The 20,621-nt window shown below is 59.8% G+C and carries 15 protein-coding genes; 7 read left to right on the forward strand and 8 right to left on the reverse strand.

All coding sequences use genetic code 11. The features are described from left to right. Positions 1–25: 25 nt before the first annotated feature. Positions 26–1,249, reverse strand: coding sequence for a 3-hydroxyacyl-CoA dehydrogenase (locus tag BLT85_RS10310; RefSeq protein WP_093394198.1), 1,224 nt, complete (start codon positions 1,247–1,249; stop codon positions 26–28). Between the two features lie 285 nt (positions 1,250–1,534). Here BLT85_RS10310 and BLT85_RS10315 point away from each other — a divergent pair, with 285 nt between their 5' ends. Next, on the forward strand, positions 1,535–2,473 hold the full coding sequence (locus BLT85_RS10315) for an endonuclease (protein WP_093394202.1): 939 nt from the start codon (positions 1,535–1,537) through the stop codon (positions 2,471–2,473). A gap of 3 nt (positions 2,474–2,476) precedes the next feature. Here the strand turns inward: BLT85_RS10315 and BLT85_RS10320 are convergent, their stop codons facing one another. From BLT85_RS10320 to nirB, 6 genes are all read right to left on the reverse strand, one after another. Further along, positions 2,477–2,821, reverse strand: a complete 345-nt coding sequence (locus BLT85_RS10320; RefSeq protein ID WP_093394208.1) for an antibiotic biosynthesis monooxygenase family protein — start codon at positions 2,819–2,821, stop codon at positions 2,477–2,479. A gap of 15 nt (positions 2,822–2,836) precedes the next feature. Then, positions 2,837–5,104, reverse strand: a complete 2,268-nt coding sequence (locus BLT85_RS10325; RefSeq protein ID WP_093394211.1) for an MHYT domain-containing protein — start codon at positions 5,102–5,104, stop codon at positions 2,837–2,839. Between the two features lie 124 nt (positions 5,105–5,228). Further along, complete coding sequence (locus tag BLT85_RS10330) at positions 5,229–6,947, reverse strand: bifunctional protein-serine/threonine kinase/phosphatase (RefSeq protein WP_093397632.1); 1,719 nt, start codon at positions 6,945–6,947, stop codon at positions 5,229–5,231. Between the two features lie 43 nt (positions 6,948–6,990). Further along, positions 6,991–7,803, reverse strand: a complete 813-nt coding sequence (locus BLT85_RS10335; protein WP_093397635.1) for a formate/nitrite transporter family protein — start codon at positions 7,801–7,803, stop codon at positions 6,991–6,993. A gap of 46 nt (positions 7,804–7,849) precedes the next feature. Continuing rightward, complete coding sequence (gene nirD / locus BLT85_RS10340; protein ID WP_093394215.1) at positions 7,850–8,251, reverse strand: nitrite reductase small subunit NirD; 402 nt, start codon at positions 8,249–8,251, stop codon at positions 7,850–7,852. Continuing rightward, positions 8,251–10,806 (reverse strand): nitrite reductase large subunit NirB, encoded by a 2,556-nt coding sequence (gene nirB / locus BLT85_RS10345; protein WP_093394218.1) that lies wholly within the window; start codon positions 10,804–10,806, stop codon positions 8,251–8,253. Before nirB ends, nirD begins: the two co-directional genes overlap by 1 nt. 535 nt (positions 10,807–11,341) lie before the next feature. Here nirB and glgP point away from each other — a divergent pair. Beyond that, positions 11,342–13,003, forward strand: a complete 1,662-nt coding sequence (gene glgP / locus BLT85_RS10350; protein WP_197673844.1) for an alpha-glucan family phosphorylase — start codon at positions 11,342–11,344, stop codon at positions 13,001–13,003. A 146-nt stretch (positions 13,004–13,149) separates the two neighbouring features. Here glgP and BLT85_RS10355 read toward each other — a convergent pair whose 3' ends face one another. Next, positions 13,150–13,413, reverse strand: coding sequence for a GNAT family N-acetyltransferase (locus BLT85_RS10355; protein WP_093397638.1), 264 nt, complete (start codon positions 13,411–13,413; stop codon positions 13,150–13,152). Between the two features lie 262 nt (positions 13,414–13,675). On the opposite strand from BLT85_RS10355, the gene BLT85_RS10360 reads away from it, so the two are divergent. The 5 genes from BLT85_RS10360 to BLT85_RS10380 all read left to right on the forward strand — a co-directional run bounded on the left by BLT85_RS10360 (position 13,676) and on the right by BLT85_RS10380 (position 20,478). Continuing rightward, positions 13,676–14,185, forward strand: coding sequence for a hypothetical protein (locus BLT85_RS10360; protein WP_093394223.1), 510 nt, complete (start codon positions 13,676–13,678; stop codon positions 14,183–14,185). Positions 14,186–14,478: 293 nt separating this feature from the next. Beyond that, positions 14,479–17,916 carry a response regulator gene (locus tag BLT85_RS10365; RefSeq protein WP_093394226.1) on the forward strand — a complete coding sequence of 1,146 codons (3,438 nt, stop codon included), beginning with the start codon at positions 14,479–14,481 and terminating at the stop codon, positions 17,914–17,916. Next, on the forward strand, positions 17,913–18,746 hold the full coding sequence (locus BLT85_RS10370) for a CheR family methyltransferase (RefSeq protein WP_093394228.1): 834 nt from the start codon (positions 17,913–17,915) through the stop codon (positions 18,744–18,746). Before BLT85_RS10365 ends, BLT85_RS10370 begins: the two co-directional genes overlap by 4 nt. Beyond that, on the forward strand, positions 18,743–19,315 hold the full coding sequence (locus BLT85_RS10375) for a chemotaxis protein CheB (RefSeq protein ID WP_093394231.1): 573 nt from the start codon (positions 18,743–18,745) through the stop codon (positions 19,313–19,315). Before BLT85_RS10370 ends, BLT85_RS10375 begins: the two co-directional genes overlap by 4 nt. Continuing rightward, positions 19,312–20,478 carry a hybrid sensor histidine kinase/response regulator gene (locus tag BLT85_RS10380; RefSeq protein WP_093394234.1) on the forward strand — a complete coding sequence of 389 codons (1,167 nt, stop codon included), beginning with the start codon at positions 19,312–19,314 and terminating at the stop codon, positions 20,476–20,478. Before BLT85_RS10375 ends, BLT85_RS10380 begins: the two co-directional genes overlap by 4 nt. Positions 20,479–20,621: the final 143 nt, after the last annotated feature.

Raw genomic sequence — 20,621 nt, forward strand, 5'->3', positions numbered from 1 at the left:
AGCGCGGTTTTTTTATGCCTTGGGTTCAGGCCTTGGTGAAGCGCTCACCCGCTTCTGCGCGCTTGACCAGCCCTGCAGCCGGCTTCCAGAAGTCACCCTGGTCCGATTCGAATTCGCGAATCTTCGCCAGCACCTTGTCCAGACCCAGGCTGTCAGCATAAGCCATCGGACCACCGCGCTCAGCGGGGAAGCCATAGCCGAAGCGATACACGCGGTCGATGTCTTCCGCGCTTTCGGCGAAGCCTTCATCCAGAATGCGTGCACCTTCGTTGACCAGAGCCAGGATGCAACGCTCGACGATTTCCTCGTCACCGATGTCACGCTGTGTGTAGCCAGCTTCCTCAGCCACTTCACGAGCCATCATGTCGGTTTCCGGATCATGGATCGCCTGGCGGCTGCCCGGCTCGTACTTGTAGAAACCGTGGCCGCTCTTCTGACCGAAGCGACCCATTTCACACAGCTTGTTGTCCAGCCAGACCACAGGCTCGCCACGACCGACGCCCGCCAGTTGACGAGAGCGCCATCCGAGATCGACACCGACCACGTCATACATGCGGTACGGACCCATGGCCATGCCGAAGCCCTGCAGAGCCGTGTCGATCTGCCAAGGCGTAGCGCCTTCCAGCATCAACAGGCGTGCCTGACGCGAGTACTTCTCGAGCATGCGGTTACCGATGAAGCCGTGGCAGTTGCCGGCCAGTACCGCTTCCTTGCCGATCTTCTTGCCGACGGCCAGACAGGTATCCATCACGTCCTGCGCAGTGGCCTTGCCACGCACCACTTCCAACAGCTTCATGATGTGCGCAGGGCTGAAGAAATGCAGGCCGAGCACCTGGGAGGGGCGCTGGGTAGCTGAGGCGATTTCGTCGATATCGAGGTAGGACGTGTTGGTGGCGAGGATGGCGTCCTGCTTGACCGCCTTGTCCAGATCACCAAAGATTTTCTTTTTCAGGTCCATGTTCTCGTACACCGCTTCGACCACCAGATCCATGTCGTTCAGATCGTTGTAGTCCTGCGTCGTGCTGACTCGATCGACACGCGCCTTGGCCTCGGCCTCGTCAAAGCGCTGCTGGGCGACCGAACGCTTGTAGACGTTGCGAATCTCGTCGACGCCCTTGTCCAGCATTTCCCCGTTGACGTCCAGCCAGGTGACCGGATAGCCGGCGTTGATGAAGTTCATGACGATACCGCGGCCCATGGTACCGGCACCGATCACGCCAACATGCTTGATATTCTCGAACGAAGCCATGGTGCTTTGCCTCCTGAAAAGAGATGAACGTAACTGCCGGGGCAGTCGGAACGATGTGACCTCAGGTCGCATCGACAAGGACCGATACCTTACGCAAAAGCACCACCGCTTTGAAACTGCTCCTTGCTCATCGGGCGTATTCACGCTGTGAATGAACTCCTCCGCCCGTCTGGGAGCCGTTCACGGCAACCGACCGCTGGTACAGAGCGTAACGCCCGCCTCGTCAACCGATCGGATACAATCCGCGGCTCAGGGTTGCCGATAAACATTGCATCCAGTAGTTCAATGTATAGACCAGGTAGAAGTACCCTTCTGGGCGCGCTCGCGAGTGCGCTCTTCGTGTTCAGTGTGCTCGTCAGCGCCGCGCCTGCTTCGTTCGAGGCGGCGAAAATACTCGCACGCCAGCAGGTTTATCACGACAGAAACCAACTGGGCAGCTTCTATTGCGGCTGCGACTGGGAATGGGCTGGTCGTTCCGGTGGACGAGTGGATCTGGACAGCTGCGGTTACCGCATCCGCGCCCAGCCCAACCGCGCAGTACGCATCGAATGGGAGCACATCGTACCGGCATCGCTGTTCGGGCAGCAGCGCCTGTGTTGGCAGCAAGGCGGCCGCGGTAACTGCAAGCGTACGGACCCACTATACAACCTGATGGAGGCCGACCTGCACAACCTGGCCCCGGCCATCGGCGAGGCGAACGCCGACCGCAGCAACTTCCGCTTCGGCGTGCTGCCTGCCACGCCTTTTCAGCACGGCCAGTGTCCGATTCGCGTCGCTTTCCATGAGCGCACGGTCGAGCCCAGGGATGAGGTGAAAGGGTTGATTGCCCGAGTCTACTTCTACATGCATGATCGATACGACCTGCGCCTCTCCCGCCAGCAGGAACAATTGCTGATGGCCTGGAATCTGCAACATCCGCCGGACGCCTGGGAGCTTGAGCGAGACCGCCGGGTCGCACGCATCATGGGCCACGGCAACCCTTTCGTCCGCGGGGAGCGCGGCTGGCTGCCGGGGCATCGAAACCAGGCCGAGGGATTGCGCGCGCTGGCCAAGCCCGAAACCCGGCCGCAAACATCGGTTCGGGGTAACAGTCGCAGCCGCGTCTACCACCTTCCAACCGGCTGTCCCAGCTACTCGCGTGTGAGCGGCGCTAACCGCGTCGACTTCGATAACGAAGTGCAGGCGATCCGGGCTGGCTATCGCAAGGCTGGCAACTGCAGGTAGCCATCAATCCGAAGCCTCTGACCCAGCGGCGCTAGACGCATACGGCGGCAGAACCTCCCACTCGGGTTCTTCGAACTCGCCTACCAGGCGAAACTCGCAGAAGCGGGCATGCTTCTCCATGATTGCCTTGACCATTTCGTCACGGTTGTCGTCCTTGGCGTCGCGGGCAGCCTTGGACTCCCAGCTGGCAATTGCCAACAAGGTGTCCGGCTCGCCAATCTTGCGGTGCAGGCGAGTACCGAGCGCACCCGGCGTCTGCTGAATCACCTCACTGGCCCGGACCCAGGCCTCGGCGTATTCCTCTACGCTATAGCCAGGCTTGACGCGAACCTCGAAGATAAACTTCATTACCCGCTCCCGTTTCTATTGTGTCGGTAGCGAGTTTGACTTGCTTCTCACGGTATTGTTTACCGCCACGGAGAGTTCGGACTGCGTGAAAGGCTTGGCCAGGCGTGGAAGGTTGTCGGGCAGCCCGCCATCGAATTCCGCATAGCCGCTGACCAGCAGGACCGCAAGCGACGGTCGTTCGTTTTCCAGAATCGCCGCCAGCCGGCTCCCGCTCATGGACGGCATCGCCTCGTCGGTGATGACCAGGTCCGGGGCACGACCCGCTCGAATCAGCGCCAGCGCCGTTATCGCCGACGAAGCCAGCTGCACCGAATGTCCGAGGTCCTCCAGCATCGCCCCGGTGTTGGCGAGGACCAGCGGATCGTCGTCGACCACGAGAATACCCAAAGGCGCCGGCGGGCCGAGCGGGTGCTCCGACACCTCGGTCACCGTTGGCTCGGACGCAGCGGTCTGCTGGGCACTGGCTACCGGGAGCCAGAGCTCCACCGTGGTCCCCTGGCCTGGCTCGCTTAGCAGGACCAGCCGCCCCCCGGATTGCTCGGCCAGCCCCTGAGCCATCGACAAACCCAGACCTGTCCCCTTGCCGATGCCCTTGGTGGTGAAGAACGGCTCGGTCGCCCTCGCCAGTTGGTCAGCATCCATGCCTGTCCCGGTGTCGCGGACTGTCAGGCAGATGAATTCGTGGGCAACTGCACCGATCGGATTGGCGTCCTGAGTGATGAGGCTCGCACTGACGCGCACATTGCCACCCTCAGGCATGGCGTCGCGAGCGTTGACCAGAAGGTTGATCAGCACCAGCTCCAACTGGTTGGCATCGACGAATGCGGGCGGCAGATCGGATGGCAACGACATCTCGATATTAATCGTAGGCCCTACCGAGCGTTGCAGCAGTTCATTCATGCCTCGCAGCAGATCGGCCAGTGACACCGGTACCGGCCGCAGCTCCTGCTTGCGGGCGAAAGCCAGCATGCGCTGGGTCAGCGTTACGCCGCGTGTGGCGCCTTGCAAGGCATTGTCGATCAGCGACCGGGCGCGCGCGTCGTCGCCGACCCGCTTGTGCAACAGCTCCAGATTCCCAACCACGACAGCCAGCAGGTTGTTGAAATCATGCGCCACCCCGCCGGTGAGCTTGCCGATCGCCTCCAACTTCTGCGCCTGACGCAAGGCCTGTTCGGCCAGCCGCCTTTCGGTGACATTGTTCAATCCACCGAGCACTAGAAAATCGCTGTGATCACGCTCCACCCGCCCCGACGCGAGTACGTCGATCAGCTTTCCCTGCGCGGTCACCATTTGATACTCGGCGTCCTGTATCAGCCCCGCTTCGAGCAGGCGGGGCCAGTCTTCATGAGTCGCCTGACGAGCCGAGGCGTCGGTCATGAAATGGGACAGCGGTCGGCCGATCGCGTCGGCGCGATCGCAGCCCAGCAACTCCAGCCAGGACTCGCTGACGTAACGCAGGCGGCCTGAGCAATCCAGCTGATACAAGGGCAAGGGGGTACGACTGTACAACGAACGAAAGCGCTCCTCGCTCTGGCGCAACGCACGCGTTTCACGTTCGGACATGATGGCCAGGCGGCGGTCGTACATCGCCGCGACAAGAGCCAGAAACAAAATAAGGAAAGTGGAGGCGGCAACCGCCAGCGCCAGGGCGAACAGATCGAGACTGCGCGCGTCGGGCACCGGCAATGTGCCTGCGACCGGTTCGAAGACGGCCCCCTGCATCGCCGTGTAATGCATACCGGAGATAGCGAATCCCATAGCCGTGGCAGCAACGAGTCTGACCACCAGTCCGGAAGCGCGCGCCGACAGCCAGAGCGACACGGTAGAAGCACCGACGGCAATCAGCAGCGAAAGCAGGACCCATCCGCTGTGGTAGCTCAGGTGCGCGTGCATGGTCATCGCCCCCATGCCCAGGTAGTGCATCGCTCCGATGCCGAGCCCCATGAACAACCCGCCCGGGAGCAGCGTCGTCAGTCCTGACCCGTTTCGCGACACCGCTGCGAAACCTATGCCGGTGACGCACACTGCCACCACGAGCGAGGCCAGGGTGAGACGGAAATCGTAATGCACCTCGAGTCCGGCGATATGGAACGCCAGCATCCCCACGAAGTGCATCGCCCAGATACCGCCGCCCATGGCCAGTGCAGCCGTTGCCAGCCAGGCGTAACGCACCGAACCCAGCGAGACGCGAACACGCGTCGCCAGATCAAGCGCAGTAAAGGAAGCGGTGATAGCGATCAGGATCGACAGACAGACCAGAGCGCCGTGATGGGTTCCAGACATGATTTGCTCGGAAAGGGGACTACGAGCCACGCTTGGCGGCGGCTCCCGGAGCGCTAGCCTACGACAATTATCCAGATAGATGAAATCCGATCGTCGGCGGCGTGAACTGGTTCATTCAATCCATTCAGCGCGCCAGCAGATAAGCCACCGTGGCCGCGAGCACCGCCGAGATGGCCTGCCAGAACGCTACCGGTTTTCGCTCGATAAGCGGTGGCCGGCTACGATGCAGCAGGCTCTGATTGGGATGCCTCAGGTCGTAGACGAACTCGGACAGTTCAGCGTAGCGCTTGGCCGGATTCGGATGCACGGCGCGCCGCAGCACGTCATCGACCCAGGCTGGTATGTCGCGCTTGTCATGCAACACCGAGCGGTATACCAGGCGGTTCTGTGCTGCCCGCGTCTGAGACCGGGCAACCTGGGCGCCGTAGGGAAGCTGTCCGCTGAGCATCTGATAGGTTATGACGCCGAGCGAGTAGATGTCCGATCTTGGCGAGCCACCCTCGCCCAGAAAATACTCAGGCGCCGCGTATTGAGCGGTGCCGAGCCGTGCAGTGTCCGCCGGCTGGGAGCTGTCCTCTATCCCAGCCACCCGAGCCGAGCCGAAATCGATGATCTTCACCGTACCGCTGTGATCGACCATTACGTTGGCCGGTCGCAAATCCTGATGCAGCATCTCCAGCCGGTGAAAAGCACGCAATCCCTTGGCAATCTGCTCGACGATCCCGCGTACCGTTTCAAGGTTGGGTTGTGGGTGGTCGATCATCCATTGAGCCAGGGTCTGGCCCGGAATGTATTCAGTCACCGTATACAGGGCGGTTCTACGCCGGCTCGGCGGAAAGGTCCGCAGCACATGGAGGTTGTCGATGCGCCGGGCAATCCATTCCTCGGTCAGAAAGCGCTCCAGGTGCGGCACATCGTGTTGCAGATCGACCGACGGCGCCTTGAGAATGACTTCCGCACCGCTTTCCGGATCAATAGCCAGATAGACATGACTGCGGCTGCTGGCGTGCAGATGCCGCACGATGCGGTAGCCATCGATCGTCGCCCTCGGCTCCAGAACCGGAGGCAACGGCAGGTCCGACAACTGCTGCTGAAATTCCCCTGCGCCGCTGGCCGGCAGGCTGTCGATGCGCACCAGCTGGGCAGTAAGGTTGTCGTCGCTTCCCTGCTGCAGCGCCTCTGATACGAGGCGACGAGCCGCCTGGTCCAGGTCACCGTCATCACGTTGTAGCGTATCGACGATGAACGCCTCGCTGAGAAACTCGTAGACGCCATCGGTTGCCAGGAGAAACAGATCGCCCGGTTCGAGCTGGACGCTGTGGTAGTCGATCTCCAGATGCGGGTTTATCCCCAACGCGCGGGCCAGATAGCTCTTCTCGCGGGATACCCAGAACCGATGATCATTGGTGAGTTGTTCCAGACGGGCATCGCGCAGCCGATAGATACGCGCATCGCCAATGTGGAACAAGTGAGCGGTGGTTGATTTGATCACCAGTGCGCTAAAGGTGCACACATAACCCTTGTCACGATCGTAGCGGTACTGGCTCTGGCGTGTCTGTGCATAGAGCCACGAGTTGATCGCTACCAGTACACGCTGAGCGGACTTTTTTACCGACCAGGTCTCCGAGGTGCAGAAATAGTCTTCGAGAAAGCCTGTCACCGCAGCCTGGCTGGCGATGTGACTCACCTCGCTGCTGCTGATGCCATCGGCCAGGGCCACCGCGACCCCCTTTGCGGTCAGCTGCGGCTCGCGAGGAAGGTAGGCGCCATGAAAGTCCTGGTTGCCTGGCTTGCAGCCTTTGTCAGAGTACCGCCCTACGGTCACGCCAAGGTGGTTGGTCATTTTCATGGGCCCCGCTGGTTGGAACGAGGCCCGATCCCCTGACTTAGTTATATGCGCGCTTCGGTGCAGTTCGCACGTGCGTTGCGTAAAGCGTCAGCCCGGTGAAGGCCAGACCACCCACCAGGTTGCCCAGTGCGGTGGGTATCTCGTTCCAGAGCATGTAGTCCATGACCGAGAAGTTACCGCCCATGATCATTGCAGACGGGAACAGGAACATGTTGACCACCGAATGCTCGAACCCCATGTAGAAGAACAGCATGATTGGCATCCACATGGCGATCGCCTTACCGCTGACCGAGGTGGAAATCATCGCGCCGACGACGCCCATCGACACCATCCAGTTACACAGCATGCCGCGCAGGAGAATGGTCGCCCAACCGGCCGTGCCGAACTCGGCATAACCCAATGTCCGGTCTTCACCGATATGCGAAATGCGTTTGCCGATCTCACCCGGCTCGATCGAAAAGCCATACGTGAAGACGAATGCCATCATGAACGCTACCGTCAGCGCGCCGGCGAAATTACCCAGAAATACCAGCCCCCAGTTGCGCAGAACTCCGCCGACAGTCACACCCGGTCGCTTGTCCAGCAATGCCAGTGGCGCCAGCACGAACACACCGGTCAGCAGGTCGAAGCCCATCAGGTACAGCATGATGAAACCGACCGGGAAGAACGACGCGCCAAGCAACGGCGAGCCGGTCTGCACGGTAATGGAAACGGCAAACACCGCGGCCAGCGACAAAATGGCACCGGCCATGAACGCGCGAATCAGCGTGTCCCGGGTGGACATGAAGATTTTCGACTCGCCAGAGTCGACCATCTTGGTGACGAATTCCGAAGGCATCAAATAGGACATGTGAACGTTCTCGCGTATGAAATTGCTTTGGTGATCGGCGCTGGCATCAAACCAGGCCGACCTCGACCACATCGCCCGTTATCCGAGCCGGCCAGACCTGCAGGCTCTGCTCGGGATATTCGACACAACTGCCGTCTTCCAGACGGAAGTGCTGCTTATAGAGTGGCGAGGCGACAACCAAATCGCCCTGCACTTGGCCGACCAGGCCCCGGCCAATCACATTCGCACCGGATTTCGGATCACGGTTCTCGATAGCGAACACCTGCTCGCCGTCCTCGGTAGCGGGAAGGTAAAACAGCGCTACCTGCCGGCCCTCGAGCCAGGCGACCACGCCGGAGTTGGCGACCAGGTCGGCGCGCTTGCACAGAGCTTTCCACTCGGACGGAGCCTGGACAATGGCGGCATCGGTGCGGCCGGGTTCGATACGTGCGGCTTGGATCGAGCTCATCAGGCGATCTCCTCGGTTTTGATCAGATGAAGTTCGGAGGCATTAACCGGGCGACGCTGGCCGCGCTCCTTGACGAAATGGATGTCCGGATCGCCGCGCTCGTCGTTGACGAAGGTGCGGAAACGCTTGAGTTTCTCCGGGTCGTTCAACGCATTGGCCCATTCACATTCATAGCGATCGACTACCAGCTGCATCTGGCTTTCCAGCTCTTCGCCCAGGCCGAGGCTGTCATTGATGATGACGTCCTTCAGATAGTCGAGACCGCCCTCCAGGCTTTCGCGCCAGACGGAGGTGCGCTGCAGCTTGTCTGCGGTGCGAACGTAGAACATCAGGAAGCGGTCGATGTAGCGCACCAGCGTCTCGTCATCGAGGTCGGTGGCAAACAGCTCGGCGTGGCGCGGACGCATGCCACCGTTACCGGCGACGTAGAGGTTCCATCCGTTTTCAGTCGCGATCACCCCGATGTCCTTGCTCTGCGCTTCAGCACATTCGCGGGTGCATCCGGAGACGCCGAATTTGATCTTGTGCGGCGAGCGCAAACCCTTGTAGCGATCTTCCAACCGAAGAGCCATGCTCACGCTGTCCTGCACGCCGTAGCGGCACCAGGTGCTGCCGACACAGGATTTGACCGTGCGCAGCGACTTGCCATAGGCGTGGCCGGTTTCGAATCCGGCGGCGATCAGCTCGCCCCATATGTCCGGCAGCTCGTGCAGCTGGGCGCCGAACAGGTCGATGCGCTGGCCGCCGGTGATCTTGGTGTACAGGTCATACTTTTTCGCCACCTGACCCAGCACGATGAGCTTCTCGGGTGTGATCTCGCCACCTGCGATGCGCGGCACGATGGAATAGGTGCCGTTTTTCTGCATGTTGGCCATGAAGGTGTCGTTGGTGTCCTGCAGCGGAATCAACAGCGGATCGGTGATCGGCTGGTTCCAGCAAGATGCCAGGATCGAGCCCACAGCCGGCTTGCAGGTATAGCAACCATGGTGACCGCGACCATGCTTGGCCAGTAGCTCGTCGAAGCTGTGAATGTTCTCGACCCGCACGATGCCGTACAGCTCCTGGCGGGTGTAGGCAAAGTGCTCGCAAAGGCTCTTGTCGACTTCCACGCCGCGAGCGGTCAGCTCGTGCTCGAAAACCTGCTTGAGTAGTGCGCTGCAGCCGCCACAGCCGGTAGCGGCCTTGGTTTGTCCCTTCAGCTCGCCGAGATCGGTGCAGCCGGCATCAACAGCGCAGCACACCGCGCCCTTGGTGACGTTGTGGCAGGAGCAGATGGTGGCGGTGTCTGGCAATGCATCAGCGCCCAGTGTCGGTGCACCGTCAGACATCGGCAGAATCAGGCTAGACGGATCCGCAGGTAGCTTGATGCCGTTCTGGGCGTATTGCAGCAGGGTGTCGTAATAGCTGTTGTCACCGACCAATACCGCGCCGATCACGTGTTTGCCATCAGCTGATACCACCAACCGGCGGTAGGTCGAGGTGGCTTCATCGATGAACCGGTAGCTCTTGGCGCCCGGCGTGGCGGCATGCGCATCGCCGATCGAACCGACGTCAACGCCGAGCAGTTTCAGCTTGGTCGACATGTCAGCACCGGTGAAGGGATCGTAATCGACGCCGGCGATCTGCTTGGCCAGGTTGCGGGCCATGGTGTAGCCCGGCGCGACCAGTCCGAAGATGCTGCCGTTCCAGGAGGCGCACTCACCGATGGCATGTATTGCCGGATCGCTGGTACGGCAATGATTGTCGATCATCACACCGCCGCGCTCGGCGACTTCCAGGCCACAGGCACGTGCCAGGGCATCCTGCGGCCGAATGCCGGCAGAAAAGACGATCAGATCGGTTTCGAGAAACTCGCCGTCATTGAAGTTCATGCGATAGGCATGCTCTTCCCCAGCCACGATTTCCTTGGTGGCTCGCGCCAGATGTACGGAAACACCCAGTGCCTCGATACGCGCCTTCAGTGCTGCGCCACCATCGGCATCCAGCTGTACCGGCATCAGGCGTGGAGCGAACTCGACGACATGTGCCTCGATGCCCAGCGACTTCAGAGCATTGGCTGCTTCCAGACCCAGCAGACCGCCGCCGACCACCACACCACGGCGCGCCGTGGCAGCGGCTGCGCGGATACCGTCGAGGTCTTCGAGCGTGCGGTACACCAGGCGCGAATTGCCTTCCGCACCGGGGATCGGTGGCACGAAGGGATAGGAGCCGGTAGCCAGAATCAGCTGATCGTAGGCCTGGCGGCCTTCGCTGGTGATGACTTCCTTGCGCTCGCGGTCGATCTCAAGAACCTGCACGCCCAGATGCAGGCGCACCCCGTTGCAGTCGTAAAAATCGGAGTCGCACATCGCCAGCGAGTCGGCGTCGCGTCCGTCAAAGTATTCGGAGAGATGCACGCGGTCGTACGCACGCTGCTTTTCCTCACCAAAAACATGAATGTCATAGCGCGACAGAGCGCCCTGTTCGATCAATTGTTCGACGCAATGGTGGCCGACCATGCCGTTGCCGATGACGACCAATGTCTCGCTCTTGATCGAAGTAACGATGGAGTTCATAGCCTTTCCTCAGTCGAAGCGTTTGCCGGCACCGCCGGCCAAAACAAAAAGGCGCCTGGAATCTCTGCAGACTCCAGGCGCCTTTGCCTGATATTCATTTGGTTTGTTCAGCACCATCAGGCAGCGTCGCCGATGTTGCTGGTCCCTTTATTGGTCGCCGTTGACCGAGGGACACCTGCGAAGCATCACGCAGATCTTGCGTATGAATAAGCAACGGCTGTGCCAATACGCCTCAAGTCGGCCGACTGTCGATTACCAGATCACCTTATGCGACTGAATATTAAGGTCTTTTATAAAATCCAGAGACAGCCAAAGAACCGCAGGAATGTGTATAAAGGTCGTTTCGGCGCGCTTGCCCAAACGAACCAGAACTGTGCGCCGGAGGAGCAGACTCCCGTTTTTGGTGCGCTTTTGAAAAGTTCCCTTCCCCCGATGCCGTTCGTCGCGAGACGTTGCAAAAGCCTGCGCGAAAACGAGAATGGTCAGCTCGACAGCGCCACCCGACCCTCCCTGCCGGTGGACAATGGAGCAAGACATGACGGATACCACCAACTGGCCCCTGCCCTATCGCGTCAACCCTGCGTATGCGCGCAAGGTTGCCTATTTTTCCATGGAATTTGCCATCGATCAGGCGCTGAAAATCTACTCAGGCGGCCTGGGCTTTCTGGCCGGATCGCACATGCGCAGTGCTTATCAGCTGCGTCAGAACGTGATCGGCGTCGGCATACTGTGGAAGTACGGCTATTACGATCAGGCGCGCAATGCGGACCAGACCCTGCGCGTGGATTTCACCAAGAAGTACTATCCGTTCCTGACCGACCCGGGCATCACCGTCACGGTGCAGGTCAATGGTCACGATGTGAAAGTGAAGGCATTGTGTCTCCCGGCACAGACATTCGGCAGCGCGCCGCTCTATCTGCTCACCACCGACATCCCGGAAAACGATCATCTGGCGCGCACCATCACCCACTGCCTGTATGACGTCGAACCTTCCGCACGCATAGCCCAGAGCATCGTACTGGGCCTGGGCGGAGCCAAGGTGGTCGAAGCAATGGGCGGCGCTGAGCTATACCATATGAATGAAGCGCATGCCCTGCCCCTGGCCTTTCATCTGATGGATCGCCTGGGTGAGGCAAGCGAAGTGCGCAAGCGCATCGTCTTCACCACGCATACACCCGAGAAAGCCGGTAACGAAGAGCATGAGACCTCGTTCCTGAAGCGCATGGGTTTCTTCGGTGCGCTCAACCATGAGCAGGAAGTGAACCTCACCGGCATTCACGAGCACCTGTTCAGTCATACGCTGGCAGCGCTGCGCGTTTCCCATGCATGTAACGGGGTATCCCGGTTACACGGGGCGGTGGCGAACCAGATGTGGGAAGGCAATGATGGCATCTGCTCCATCGAGGCGATCACCAATTCACAGAATGCCTTGTTCTGGCAGGACAAGAAGCTGCGTCAGGCTCTCGATCGCAACGACCCCAAGCGGCTGATTACGCGTAAGAAAGAAATGAAAGACGATCTGTTCCGCATCGTCGCTGATCAGACCGGCAAACTGTTCAATCGGGACGTGCTGACCATCGTCTGGGCCCGCCGTTTTGCGCACTACAAGCGCGCCACCCTGTTGTTGCATGATTTTCATCGCTTTCTGAACCTGATCGAGCGCACCGATCGCCCAGTGCAGATCATCTGGGCCGGCAAACCGTTCCCGTTCGATCACGATGCCATCAGCGTATTCAACGGGCTGGTACGACTGTCTCGCAAGAAGCGCAACATAGCCGTGTTGACCGGGTACGAAATCGAGCTATCGCGCCAGCTCAAGCAAGGCGCGGATGTCTGGCTGAACACGCCCGTGCGGCCACGGGAAGCGTCGGGCACCAGCGGGATGACCGCTGCCATGAATGGTGCAGTGAACTTCTCGATCAATGATGGCTGGATTCCTGAGTTTGCCAAAGACGGTGAAAACAGCTTCATCATCCCGGTTACCGAGCCGAAGCTGAGCGAGCATGAGCAGAACGAGGCGGATTATCAGAATCTGATGTCGATCTTTGAAGACCGGATCATCCCGCTGTATTACGACGAGCCGCAGCGCTGGAACGAGATCGCCATGGCCAGCATGCGGGATGTGACGCCGGCTTTCGATTCCGATCGCATGGCTCGGGAGTATTACGAGAAGCTTTACTCTGCCAAGCTGGGCTGAGCGGGATGGTGCGCTCCTGCATCACCGCGTAGTTTGCGCAACTAACGGAGCCAATCGGGGCGCTTGCTCGGATCACGCAAGGATCGGGCGCGCCCCATGGCGCCCGGGCCCTTACTCGCGAGTGACGGCCAAACCGGTCGGGGCACCTAGCTCAGACCGTGTTCGCTCATGTACTTCTGCACGTAGGGGCACGAAGGCACCACCTTGTAGCCTTTTTCCTCTGCAAAACTGAGCGCTCGTTCGGTCAGCGCTGCGGCGATACCTTCGCCTTGCAGTGTTTCCGGCACCGAGGTGTGGTAGAGGTCCAGCGTATCCTCACCCATCTGCCTATAGGCAAGATGAGCTCTCCCTTCTTCGCTCTGAAGGTAGAACTCGCTGTTGTCTGAATCGTGCGATATATCGTAGGCCATGATGCCTCCCATGGTTGGCAGAGCTGATTCGGGATATCTCGTGACGCTGGCAGCGCTGCGCCATGCAGGACGCTGAAGGCTCGAAGCTGGGACAGCTTCAACCTGATCCTGTTCCGAGGCACCGGGGTGAGACCAATCGCGTGAGGGTCCCGGACCGGGGCAGCACCACGCCAGGCAGCATGGAACAATCTGACCCGCTCGACGCCAAACGGAGACTTTCATCCCGCTGAGGACATGCACCAAAATTCGCCGGGACTTTCAGATGGTCGCCATTTTCAATGAAACGAAAAAACCGGTTCCGGAGCAGGACGCACTCGGCTCGCCGAGGGATTGTCTGGAGTTCTTTCGCAAGGAAGGCCAGCAAGCGCTGGACGTGTTGTTTCAGAAGGTCGCAGCATTCCTCGCTATCCAGTCATGCCTGACGATCACCTACGGCCTTTCGATGCTGAACGAGAATCCGCGCTGGGCAGACACCTTCACTCTGATCACTCCTGCAGCGCTTGGTCTCTTCGCAATGGCCTGCTGCATGCACGCCTGGCCGAGCATCAGAGCAGCCAGTGAGACGGTCCTGCACTGGCAAGGCAAGCAACTGGCAATCATCGGCAAATTGTCTCCTCGGGATTTGGCGCGCGACCGAAATCCGCTTCTTTCTAGGCGCGAAGAGCGAATCGAGGATCAGGAGCGGGCCATGCTATACGCCAAGCTCGCGCCGTCCGGCTGTGCAACGTTCTGGCTGGTGTTAACCGGCACGACCCTTTGGATACAGCTTTGATTGGGCGCGACAACAGCTTCAGGGGCCCTGCCTGCAGCCCTCCGCGGCTCCAGCCCAGGCGGTACGCAGCCGGAGAATGACCGGGCCCCAGCCCTGCAGTCACCCCCGCTTCGATGTGCCCGATACATTTGGTGGTAAACTCCCGAGCGGCCGTCAAGCGAGGCGCTCGACCGCTGCTTTTCAAGCTCAGATTTCAGCCAACTAATTCACAGCGCATTGGGAGCACCAAATAGTCCATCTACGGTTGCCATGGACTTTGCCCGGTGTCGCTGAATTCGATACGCGTGGGTTAAATGCATAGAAAAAGCGCGAGCATCAGCAACAAGGGCAAGCTTGGCCTGGATCCCAAAGTCGCTGCGGGTCTGGCAATCGTCTTCCTGTTCTTCATCCTGAGCACGGTGGTCGCGGTCTACACCCTTCAGCACTTGAAAACGAGCAATGAACGGGTCGCCCGGACGCATAGCGTGATCGTGGCCATCGACCGTCTGTTGGTGGATGTCCAGGACGCCGAGACGGGCCAGCGCGGCTTCCTGCTTACCGGCGATGAGCGTTATCTCGAACCGTACAACCGAGCGGTTGCCCAGATACACAAGCGCATGCAGCGCGTCGAGGCGCTACTTGCTCGCAACGAGGTTCAAGACTGGCGTTTCGAAGAGCTTGAAGGCTACATCACCACACGATTCCAGGAGCTGGAATTAATCCTTGGCATCTACCTCAGGGAAGGCCAGGCCGCAGCCATCGCTAACGCCAATCTGGAGCGCGGCAAGGCAGAGATGGACGCTATCCGCGACGCGATTGGTCAGCTTCGCGAACAGGAAAGCCAGCTCCGAGCGCAGCGCGTCGAGGCCATGAAGAAAGCCTATACCGTCGCGTTCATCACCAGTGCGTTGTCCGGCACGCTTGGCATTGCCCTGACCATCCTTATCGCCGCGCTCATACGCAGGGCCACGTTGGCGCGGCGGCGGGAGCAATGGCTGCAAGCCGCACAAGTCGGCCTCGGTTCAGTGGTGATGGGCGAACAGTCCACACACGAGCTGGGCCAGAACATCCTCGGCTACCTCACCAATCATCTTGGCGCTGTCGCTGGCACCCTTTATATGAAGGAAAATGGGCGGTACGCGCTTCTAGCCAGCCGTGGAGTGCCCGCCGACGTCACTATTCCGCGCGATTTCGACGGGAAAGACGGTCTTTTCGCCCACGTGCTGGAGGATCACCGGCCGGTCACCGTGGGAGAGCTGCCAGAGGGGTATATCGCCTTCGGTTCCAGTCTCGGCCAGCAGTCGCCGCGGTTCCTGGCACTTGCACCGGCGCTTCAGGATGGCGAGGTGAAAGCCGTGCTGGAGCTCGGCTTTCTGAACCCGGTGGGCGACCACATTCTTTCCCTGCTCGAACACTGCTCGAATACGATCGCCGCATCGATAAGGTCTGCCGAGTTCCGTACCCAGTTGCGGACGCTTCTTTCCGAGACGCAGCGCCAGGCGGAAGAGATGCAGGTTCAAAGCGAAGAATTGCGCGTGTCCAATGAGGAGCTGGAGGAACAGGGCCGCGCCCTCAAAGAATCCCAGTCACGTCTGGAGCAACAGCAGGTCGAGCTGGAACAGACCAATTCGCAGCTGGAGGAACAGGCGCAGGAGTTGGAGTGCCAGCGCGATGAGCTGGAAAAGGCGAATACGGCGATCCAGTTGAAGGCGCGCGAGGTGGAGCAGGCAAGCCGGTACAAATCGGACTTCCTTGCAAATATGTCGCATGAGCTGCGCACCCCGCTCAACTCTTCGCTGATCCTCGCCAAATTGCTCGCGGACAATTTAGAGGACAACCTCACCCCCGAGCAGGTGAAGTACGCCCAGACCATTCAATCGTCCGGCAATGACCTGCTGAATCTCATCAACGATATCCTCGATCTGTCGAAAATCGAGGCGGGTCACGTGGAAATCCGGCCCGAATCGGTGTCGCTTGAGCGCATGGTCAACTCGCTTCGTCATCTGTTCGACCCGGTTGCTCGCGACAAGGGTCTAGCGTTCTCGGTCCACGTCTCCTCTGATGTTCCGCCTGTCATCGAAACCGATCCGCAGCGTTTGGAGCAGGTGCTCAAAAATCTCATCGCCAACGCCATCAAGTTCACCGATGCGGGCAGCGTTACCTTGGGCCTGCGTGCACTGGGCGACAAGCAAATTTCCCTTTCGGTAACCGATACAGGCATCGGTATCGCCGAGGAGCAACAGGCGCGGATTTTCGAGGCCTTCCACCAGGCCGATAGCACCATCAGCCGCAAGTTCGGCGGCACGGGTCTCGGCCTGTCCATCTCACGTGAGGTGGTCCGGCTGCTGGGTGGCACCATTCATCTGAAAAGCCGCCCGGGATCCGGCAGCACCTTCACCGTGGTCATTCCAGAGCAGTACGACGGCGCAGCGGTGCGCTCAACCGTCCTTGAGGTCCAAACGGCACCCCCGCCTCCTTCCGTCTCGCCAAGACCTGCCCCTGCGCCGTCTCGGTCGCAAGAACCGACCGCCGTGGATGATGATCGCCTTCAGCCCGATGACACTGCGCGCCGATTGTTGATCGTCGAGGATGACCGGTCCTTCGCCATGATCCTGCGCGATCTCGCGCGAGAATCGAATTTCCAGGCACTGGTAGCGGAAACCGCGCAGGAAGCATTGGAGCTTGCCCGGCAATGCCTGCCCAGTGCCATCGTGCTGGACGTAGGCCTGCCTGATCAGTCCGGGCTGTCGGTCCTGGACCGGCTCAAGCGCGATGTCCGGACGCGCCACATCCCGATTCACATCATCTCCGCAGAGGACTATTCGGAACGTGCACTGTCCATGGGGGCCATCGGTTATGCGTTGAAGCCAGTGCAGCGCGACCAGCTGGTTGACGTGCTGAGGTCCCTCGAAGCGAAAGTCTCGCAGAACCTGCGGCGCGTCCTGATCGTGGAAGACAACGAGGTGCAGCGAGAGGCGGTCAGCAACCTGATCGGCTCTCATGACGTGGAGACTGTTGGCGCAGGGACGGCCGCCGAGTGCCTGGCGCTGCTCAAGGAGCAGACGTTCGACTGTATGGTGCTCGACTTGTCTCTTCCGGACGCATCGGGCTTCGAGCTTCTGGAAAGAATAAGCGGGGACGCTGCGCACTCCTTCCCACCGGTGATCGTCTACACCGGTCGCGTCCTCACGCGCGAAGAAGAGCAAATGCTGCGCGGCTATTCCAAGTCCATCATCATCAAGGGCGCCAAGTCGCCCGAGCGGCTTCTGGATGAAGTAACTCTGTTTCTTCACCAGGTGGTATCCGAACTGCCAGACGAACAGCAGAAAATGATTCGCAAGGCGCGTAACCGCGACGCACTGCTAGAAGGACGGCGCATTCTGATCGTGGAAGATGATGTGCGAAATATCTACGCGCTGACCAACATCCTCGAGCCCCGAGGGGCGATCATCGAGATCGCACGCAATGGGGAAGAGGCACTACAGAAACTGGAGCAGTCGCGCAGCGAACCTGACAGTCGCATCGATCTCGTGTTGATGGACGTGATGATGCCGGTCATGGACGGGCTGACCGCAACCCGGCATATCCGCAAGGACCCGAACTGGAAGAAACTGCCGGTCATCGCGCTGACAGCGAAAGCCATGCCCGACGATCAACGGCGGTGCATTGAAGCAGGCGCCAATGACTACATGGCCAAGCCGCTTGATGTCGAGAAGCTGTTGTCGCTGGTCCGGGTGTGGATGCCACAATGACCGACACCTTTGAAAAGGTCGAGGACATCGAGATCCGTCTTCTGCTCGAGGCCTTGTACCATCGCTATCACTATGACTTCCGCAGCTACGCCATGTCATCGGTCAGGCGCAGGCTGCGCCAGGCCAGGGAAAATCTCGGGTTCGCGACCGTTTCTGCCATGCAGGAACGCGTCCTGCATGACCCCGACATGTTGCCGCAGATGCTGCGCTACCTGACAGTGCAGGTCAGCGAGATGTTTCGCGATCCGAGCTACTTCCTGGCCATTCGGGAGACGGTGGTACCGCATCTGCGTACCTACCCTTCCCTGAAAGTCTGGATCGCAGGTTGCAGCACCGGCGAGGAACTGTACTCTCTGGTCATTCTCTTTCGTGAGGAAGGCCTGGAAGAGCGAACGCTGTTCTATGCCACCGATATCAATCCGGAAGCGCTGGAACAGGCCACAGCAGGCATCTACGATGCGGAGCGGGTTCGTCTGTTTTCCGAAAACTACCGACAAGCCGGCGGCAAGACTTCGCTGTCCGACTATTACCACAGCAATTACAACCGCTGCATCCTGGACAAGAGTCTGCGTCGCAACGTTGTGTTTTCAGACCATAGTCTGGTTACCGATCAGGTATTCGGGGAAATGCATTTCGTGTCCTGCCGCAACGTCATGATCTATTTCGACCGCGCTCTGCAGGACCGTGCAGTAGGCTTGTTCAAGGATTCCCTGCTACGCCACGGCTTCCTGGGACTCGGTTCCAAGGAAAGCCTGAGGTTCTCCCGACACGCCGACGCCTTTCGCGATTTCGTGCGCAAAGAGAAAATCTACCAAAGGACTGATTCATGACCGTTCCGGCCAGGCGTGCTGTGGTTATCGGAGCCTCGGCGGGCGCACTCGAGGCGCTGTCGGTTCTATTGCCGGCACTTCCTGCCACGTTTCCGCTCCCGATATTCGTCGTCGTCCATGTACCGGCGGACAAGCCCAGCGTGCTGGCCGACATCTTTAGTGCAAAGTGCCGGCTGCGCGCGATAGAGGCGGAAGACAAGGAACCGGTCGAGCCTGGCGTCATATACTTCGCCCCGCCCGATTACCATATGCTGCTCGAAGACAAGCTGACCATCGCACTCTCCAACGAGGAAGCGGTGCTGTTTTCCAGACCCTCCATCGACGTAACGCTGGAAAGCGCTGCCGATGTCTGGGGCGACGGGCTGATCGGCATCATCCTGACCGGCGCCAATCAGGACGGAGCCCGGGGGCTTAAGGCCATTGCACAAGCCGGTGGCACCACCATCGTTCAGAATCCTGATACTGCCTATGCCAGGGCCATGCCCGAAGCCGCGACAGCGCTATGTCCAGGGGCTCAGGTGATGACGCTTGCCGACATGTCCGCTTACCTGTGGAGTATTTCGGAATGACGACGCCGGTCAAATTTCTGCTGGTCGATGACCTGCCCGAAAACCTCCTGTCGCTGCAGGCGCTTCTTCGCCGCGACAATCTTGTGTTACTGATGGCTAAGTCCGGAGACGAAGCGCTGGAATTGCTCCTCGAGCACGATGTGGCGCTGGCGTTGATTGATGTGCAGATGCCCGGACTCAACGGCTTCGAACTTGCCGAACTGATGCGCGGCAACGAACGGACAAGGCGGATTCCGATCATCTTCGTTACCGCCGGAACCCATAGCGCCGAGCGCCGGTTCCAGGGTTACGAAGCCGGCGCAGTCGACTTCATTCAGAAGCCGATCGAACCCGATATCCTGCGCAGCAAGACCGAGGTCTTTTTCGAGATATACCGTCAACGACAAATGATCGCCGAGCAGCGTGATCTGCTTCAGGCCCAGGCAGAGGCCCTTCAGCTCGCCGACAAGCGCAAGGACGAATTTCTCGCGGTACTGGCGCACGAGCTTCGCAACCCCCTGGCTGCACTGCGTAGCGGACTGGAGCTGCTTCTGCGCAAGCCGGACGAACCCAAAGCTGCTCGCATCAGCGGCCTCATGCAGGAGCAGATGACTCATCTCTTGCGGCTGGTTGATGATCTCCTCGATGCATCACGCATCACTCAAGGCAAAATCGAACTACGCACGGCTGTGTTCGACTTGCGTGATGCCGCGCTGGCGGCAGTCGAGATGGCCAGGCCGGCGATCGACGAGCAAGACCACGCATTGGTCATCCATCTAACCGATCACCCCATCGAGCTAGTGGCCGACAAGCTGCGCATTACGCAATGCATCGGCAATCTGCTCAACAACTCGGCCAAATACACTCCGCGGGGCGGACGCATCGAGCTGACGATCGAAGATACTTTCGGTGCTGTTCGGGTGACCGTTGCTGACAACGGCCTGGGGCTGACGCAAGAGGCGTCAGCCGCGATATTTCGCATGTTCGAGCAAGTCGAGGATCATCTTGAGCATGCGCACGGTGGCCTCGGTATCGGCCTGGCCTTGGTCAAACAGTTGGTCGAGCTTCATGGAGGCAGCATAGCCGTCGCCAGTGACGGCCCTCATCAGGGTAGTGCGTTTACCCTGGAGATTCCCAAGGCCGGAATCCGGCCAAGCCACATGATCAGTCCCAGCCTCGCATAGCTGAAAGAGACGTGGTGTTCTGTTGACCGCTTTGCCGACGTGCGCGCAGCACGGTGGCTATCCAGCGATGGGGCCACTTTAGTCTTTGATTTCACAGGCGTAGAACTGAATCGAAAAAAAGCTATCGAATAGCAGGTAAGCCT

This window comes from Halopseudomonas xinjiangensis, assembly GCF_900104945.1.
Taxonomy (GTDB): domain Bacteria; phylum Pseudomonadota; class Gammaproteobacteria; order Pseudomonadales; family Pseudomonadaceae; genus Halopseudomonas; species Halopseudomonas xinjiangensis.

Excerpts from the sequence above, each read along its gene's own strand:
- BLT85_RS10310 (WP_093394198.1), bottom strand. The coding sequence starts at position 1,249 with ATGGCTTCGTTCGAGAATATCAAGCATGTTGGCGTGATCGGTGCCGGT.
- BLT85_RS10315 (WP_093394202.1), top strand. The coding sequence starts at position 1,535 with ATGTATAGACCAGGTAGAAGTACCCTTCTGGGCGCGCTCGCGAGTGCG.
- BLT85_RS10320 (WP_093394208.1), bottom strand. The coding sequence starts at position 2,821 with ATGAAGTTTATCTTCGAGGTTCGCGTCAAGCCTGGCTATAGCGTAGAG.
- BLT85_RS10325 (WP_093394211.1), bottom strand. The coding sequence starts at position 5,104 with ATGTCTGGAACCCATCACGGCGCTCTGGTCTGTCTGTCGATCCTGATC.
- BLT85_RS10330 (WP_093397632.1), bottom strand. The coding sequence starts at position 6,947 with ATGACCAACCACCTTGGCGTGACCGTAGGGCGGTACTCTGACAAAGGC.
- BLT85_RS10335 (WP_093397635.1), bottom strand. The coding sequence starts at position 7,803 with ATGTCCTATTTGATGCCTTCGGAATTCGTCACCAAGATGGTCGACTCT.
- nirD (WP_093394215.1), bottom strand. The coding sequence starts at position 8,251 with ATGAGCTCGATCCAAGCCGCACGTATCGAACCCGGCCGCACCGATGCC.
- nirB (WP_093394218.1), bottom strand. The coding sequence starts at position 10,806 with ATGAACTCCATCGTTACTTCGATCAAGAGCGAGACATTGGTCGTCATC.
- glgP (WP_197673844.1), top strand. The coding sequence starts at position 11,342 with ATGACGGATACCACCAACTGGCCCCTGCCCTATCGCGTCAACCCTGCG.
- BLT85_RS10355 (WP_093397638.1), bottom strand. The coding sequence starts at position 13,413 with ATGGCCTACGATATATCGCACGATTCAGACAACAGCGAGTTCTACCTT.
- BLT85_RS10360 (WP_093394223.1), top strand. The coding sequence starts at position 13,676 with ATGGTCGCCATTTTCAATGAAACGAAAAAACCGGTTCCGGAGCAGGAC.
- BLT85_RS10365 (WP_093394226.1), top strand. The coding sequence starts at position 14,479 with ATGCATAGAAAAAGCGCGAGCATCAGCAACAAGGGCAAGCTTGGCCTG.
- BLT85_RS10370 (WP_093394228.1), top strand. The coding sequence starts at position 17,913 with ATGACCGACACCTTTGAAAAGGTCGAGGACATCGAGATCCGTCTTCTG.
- BLT85_RS10375 (WP_093394231.1), top strand. The coding sequence starts at position 18,743 with ATGACCGTTCCGGCCAGGCGTGCTGTGGTTATCGGAGCCTCGGCGGGC.
- BLT85_RS10380 (WP_093394234.1), top strand. The coding sequence starts at position 19,312 with ATGACGACGCCGGTCAAATTTCTGCTGGTCGATGACCTGCCCGAAAAC.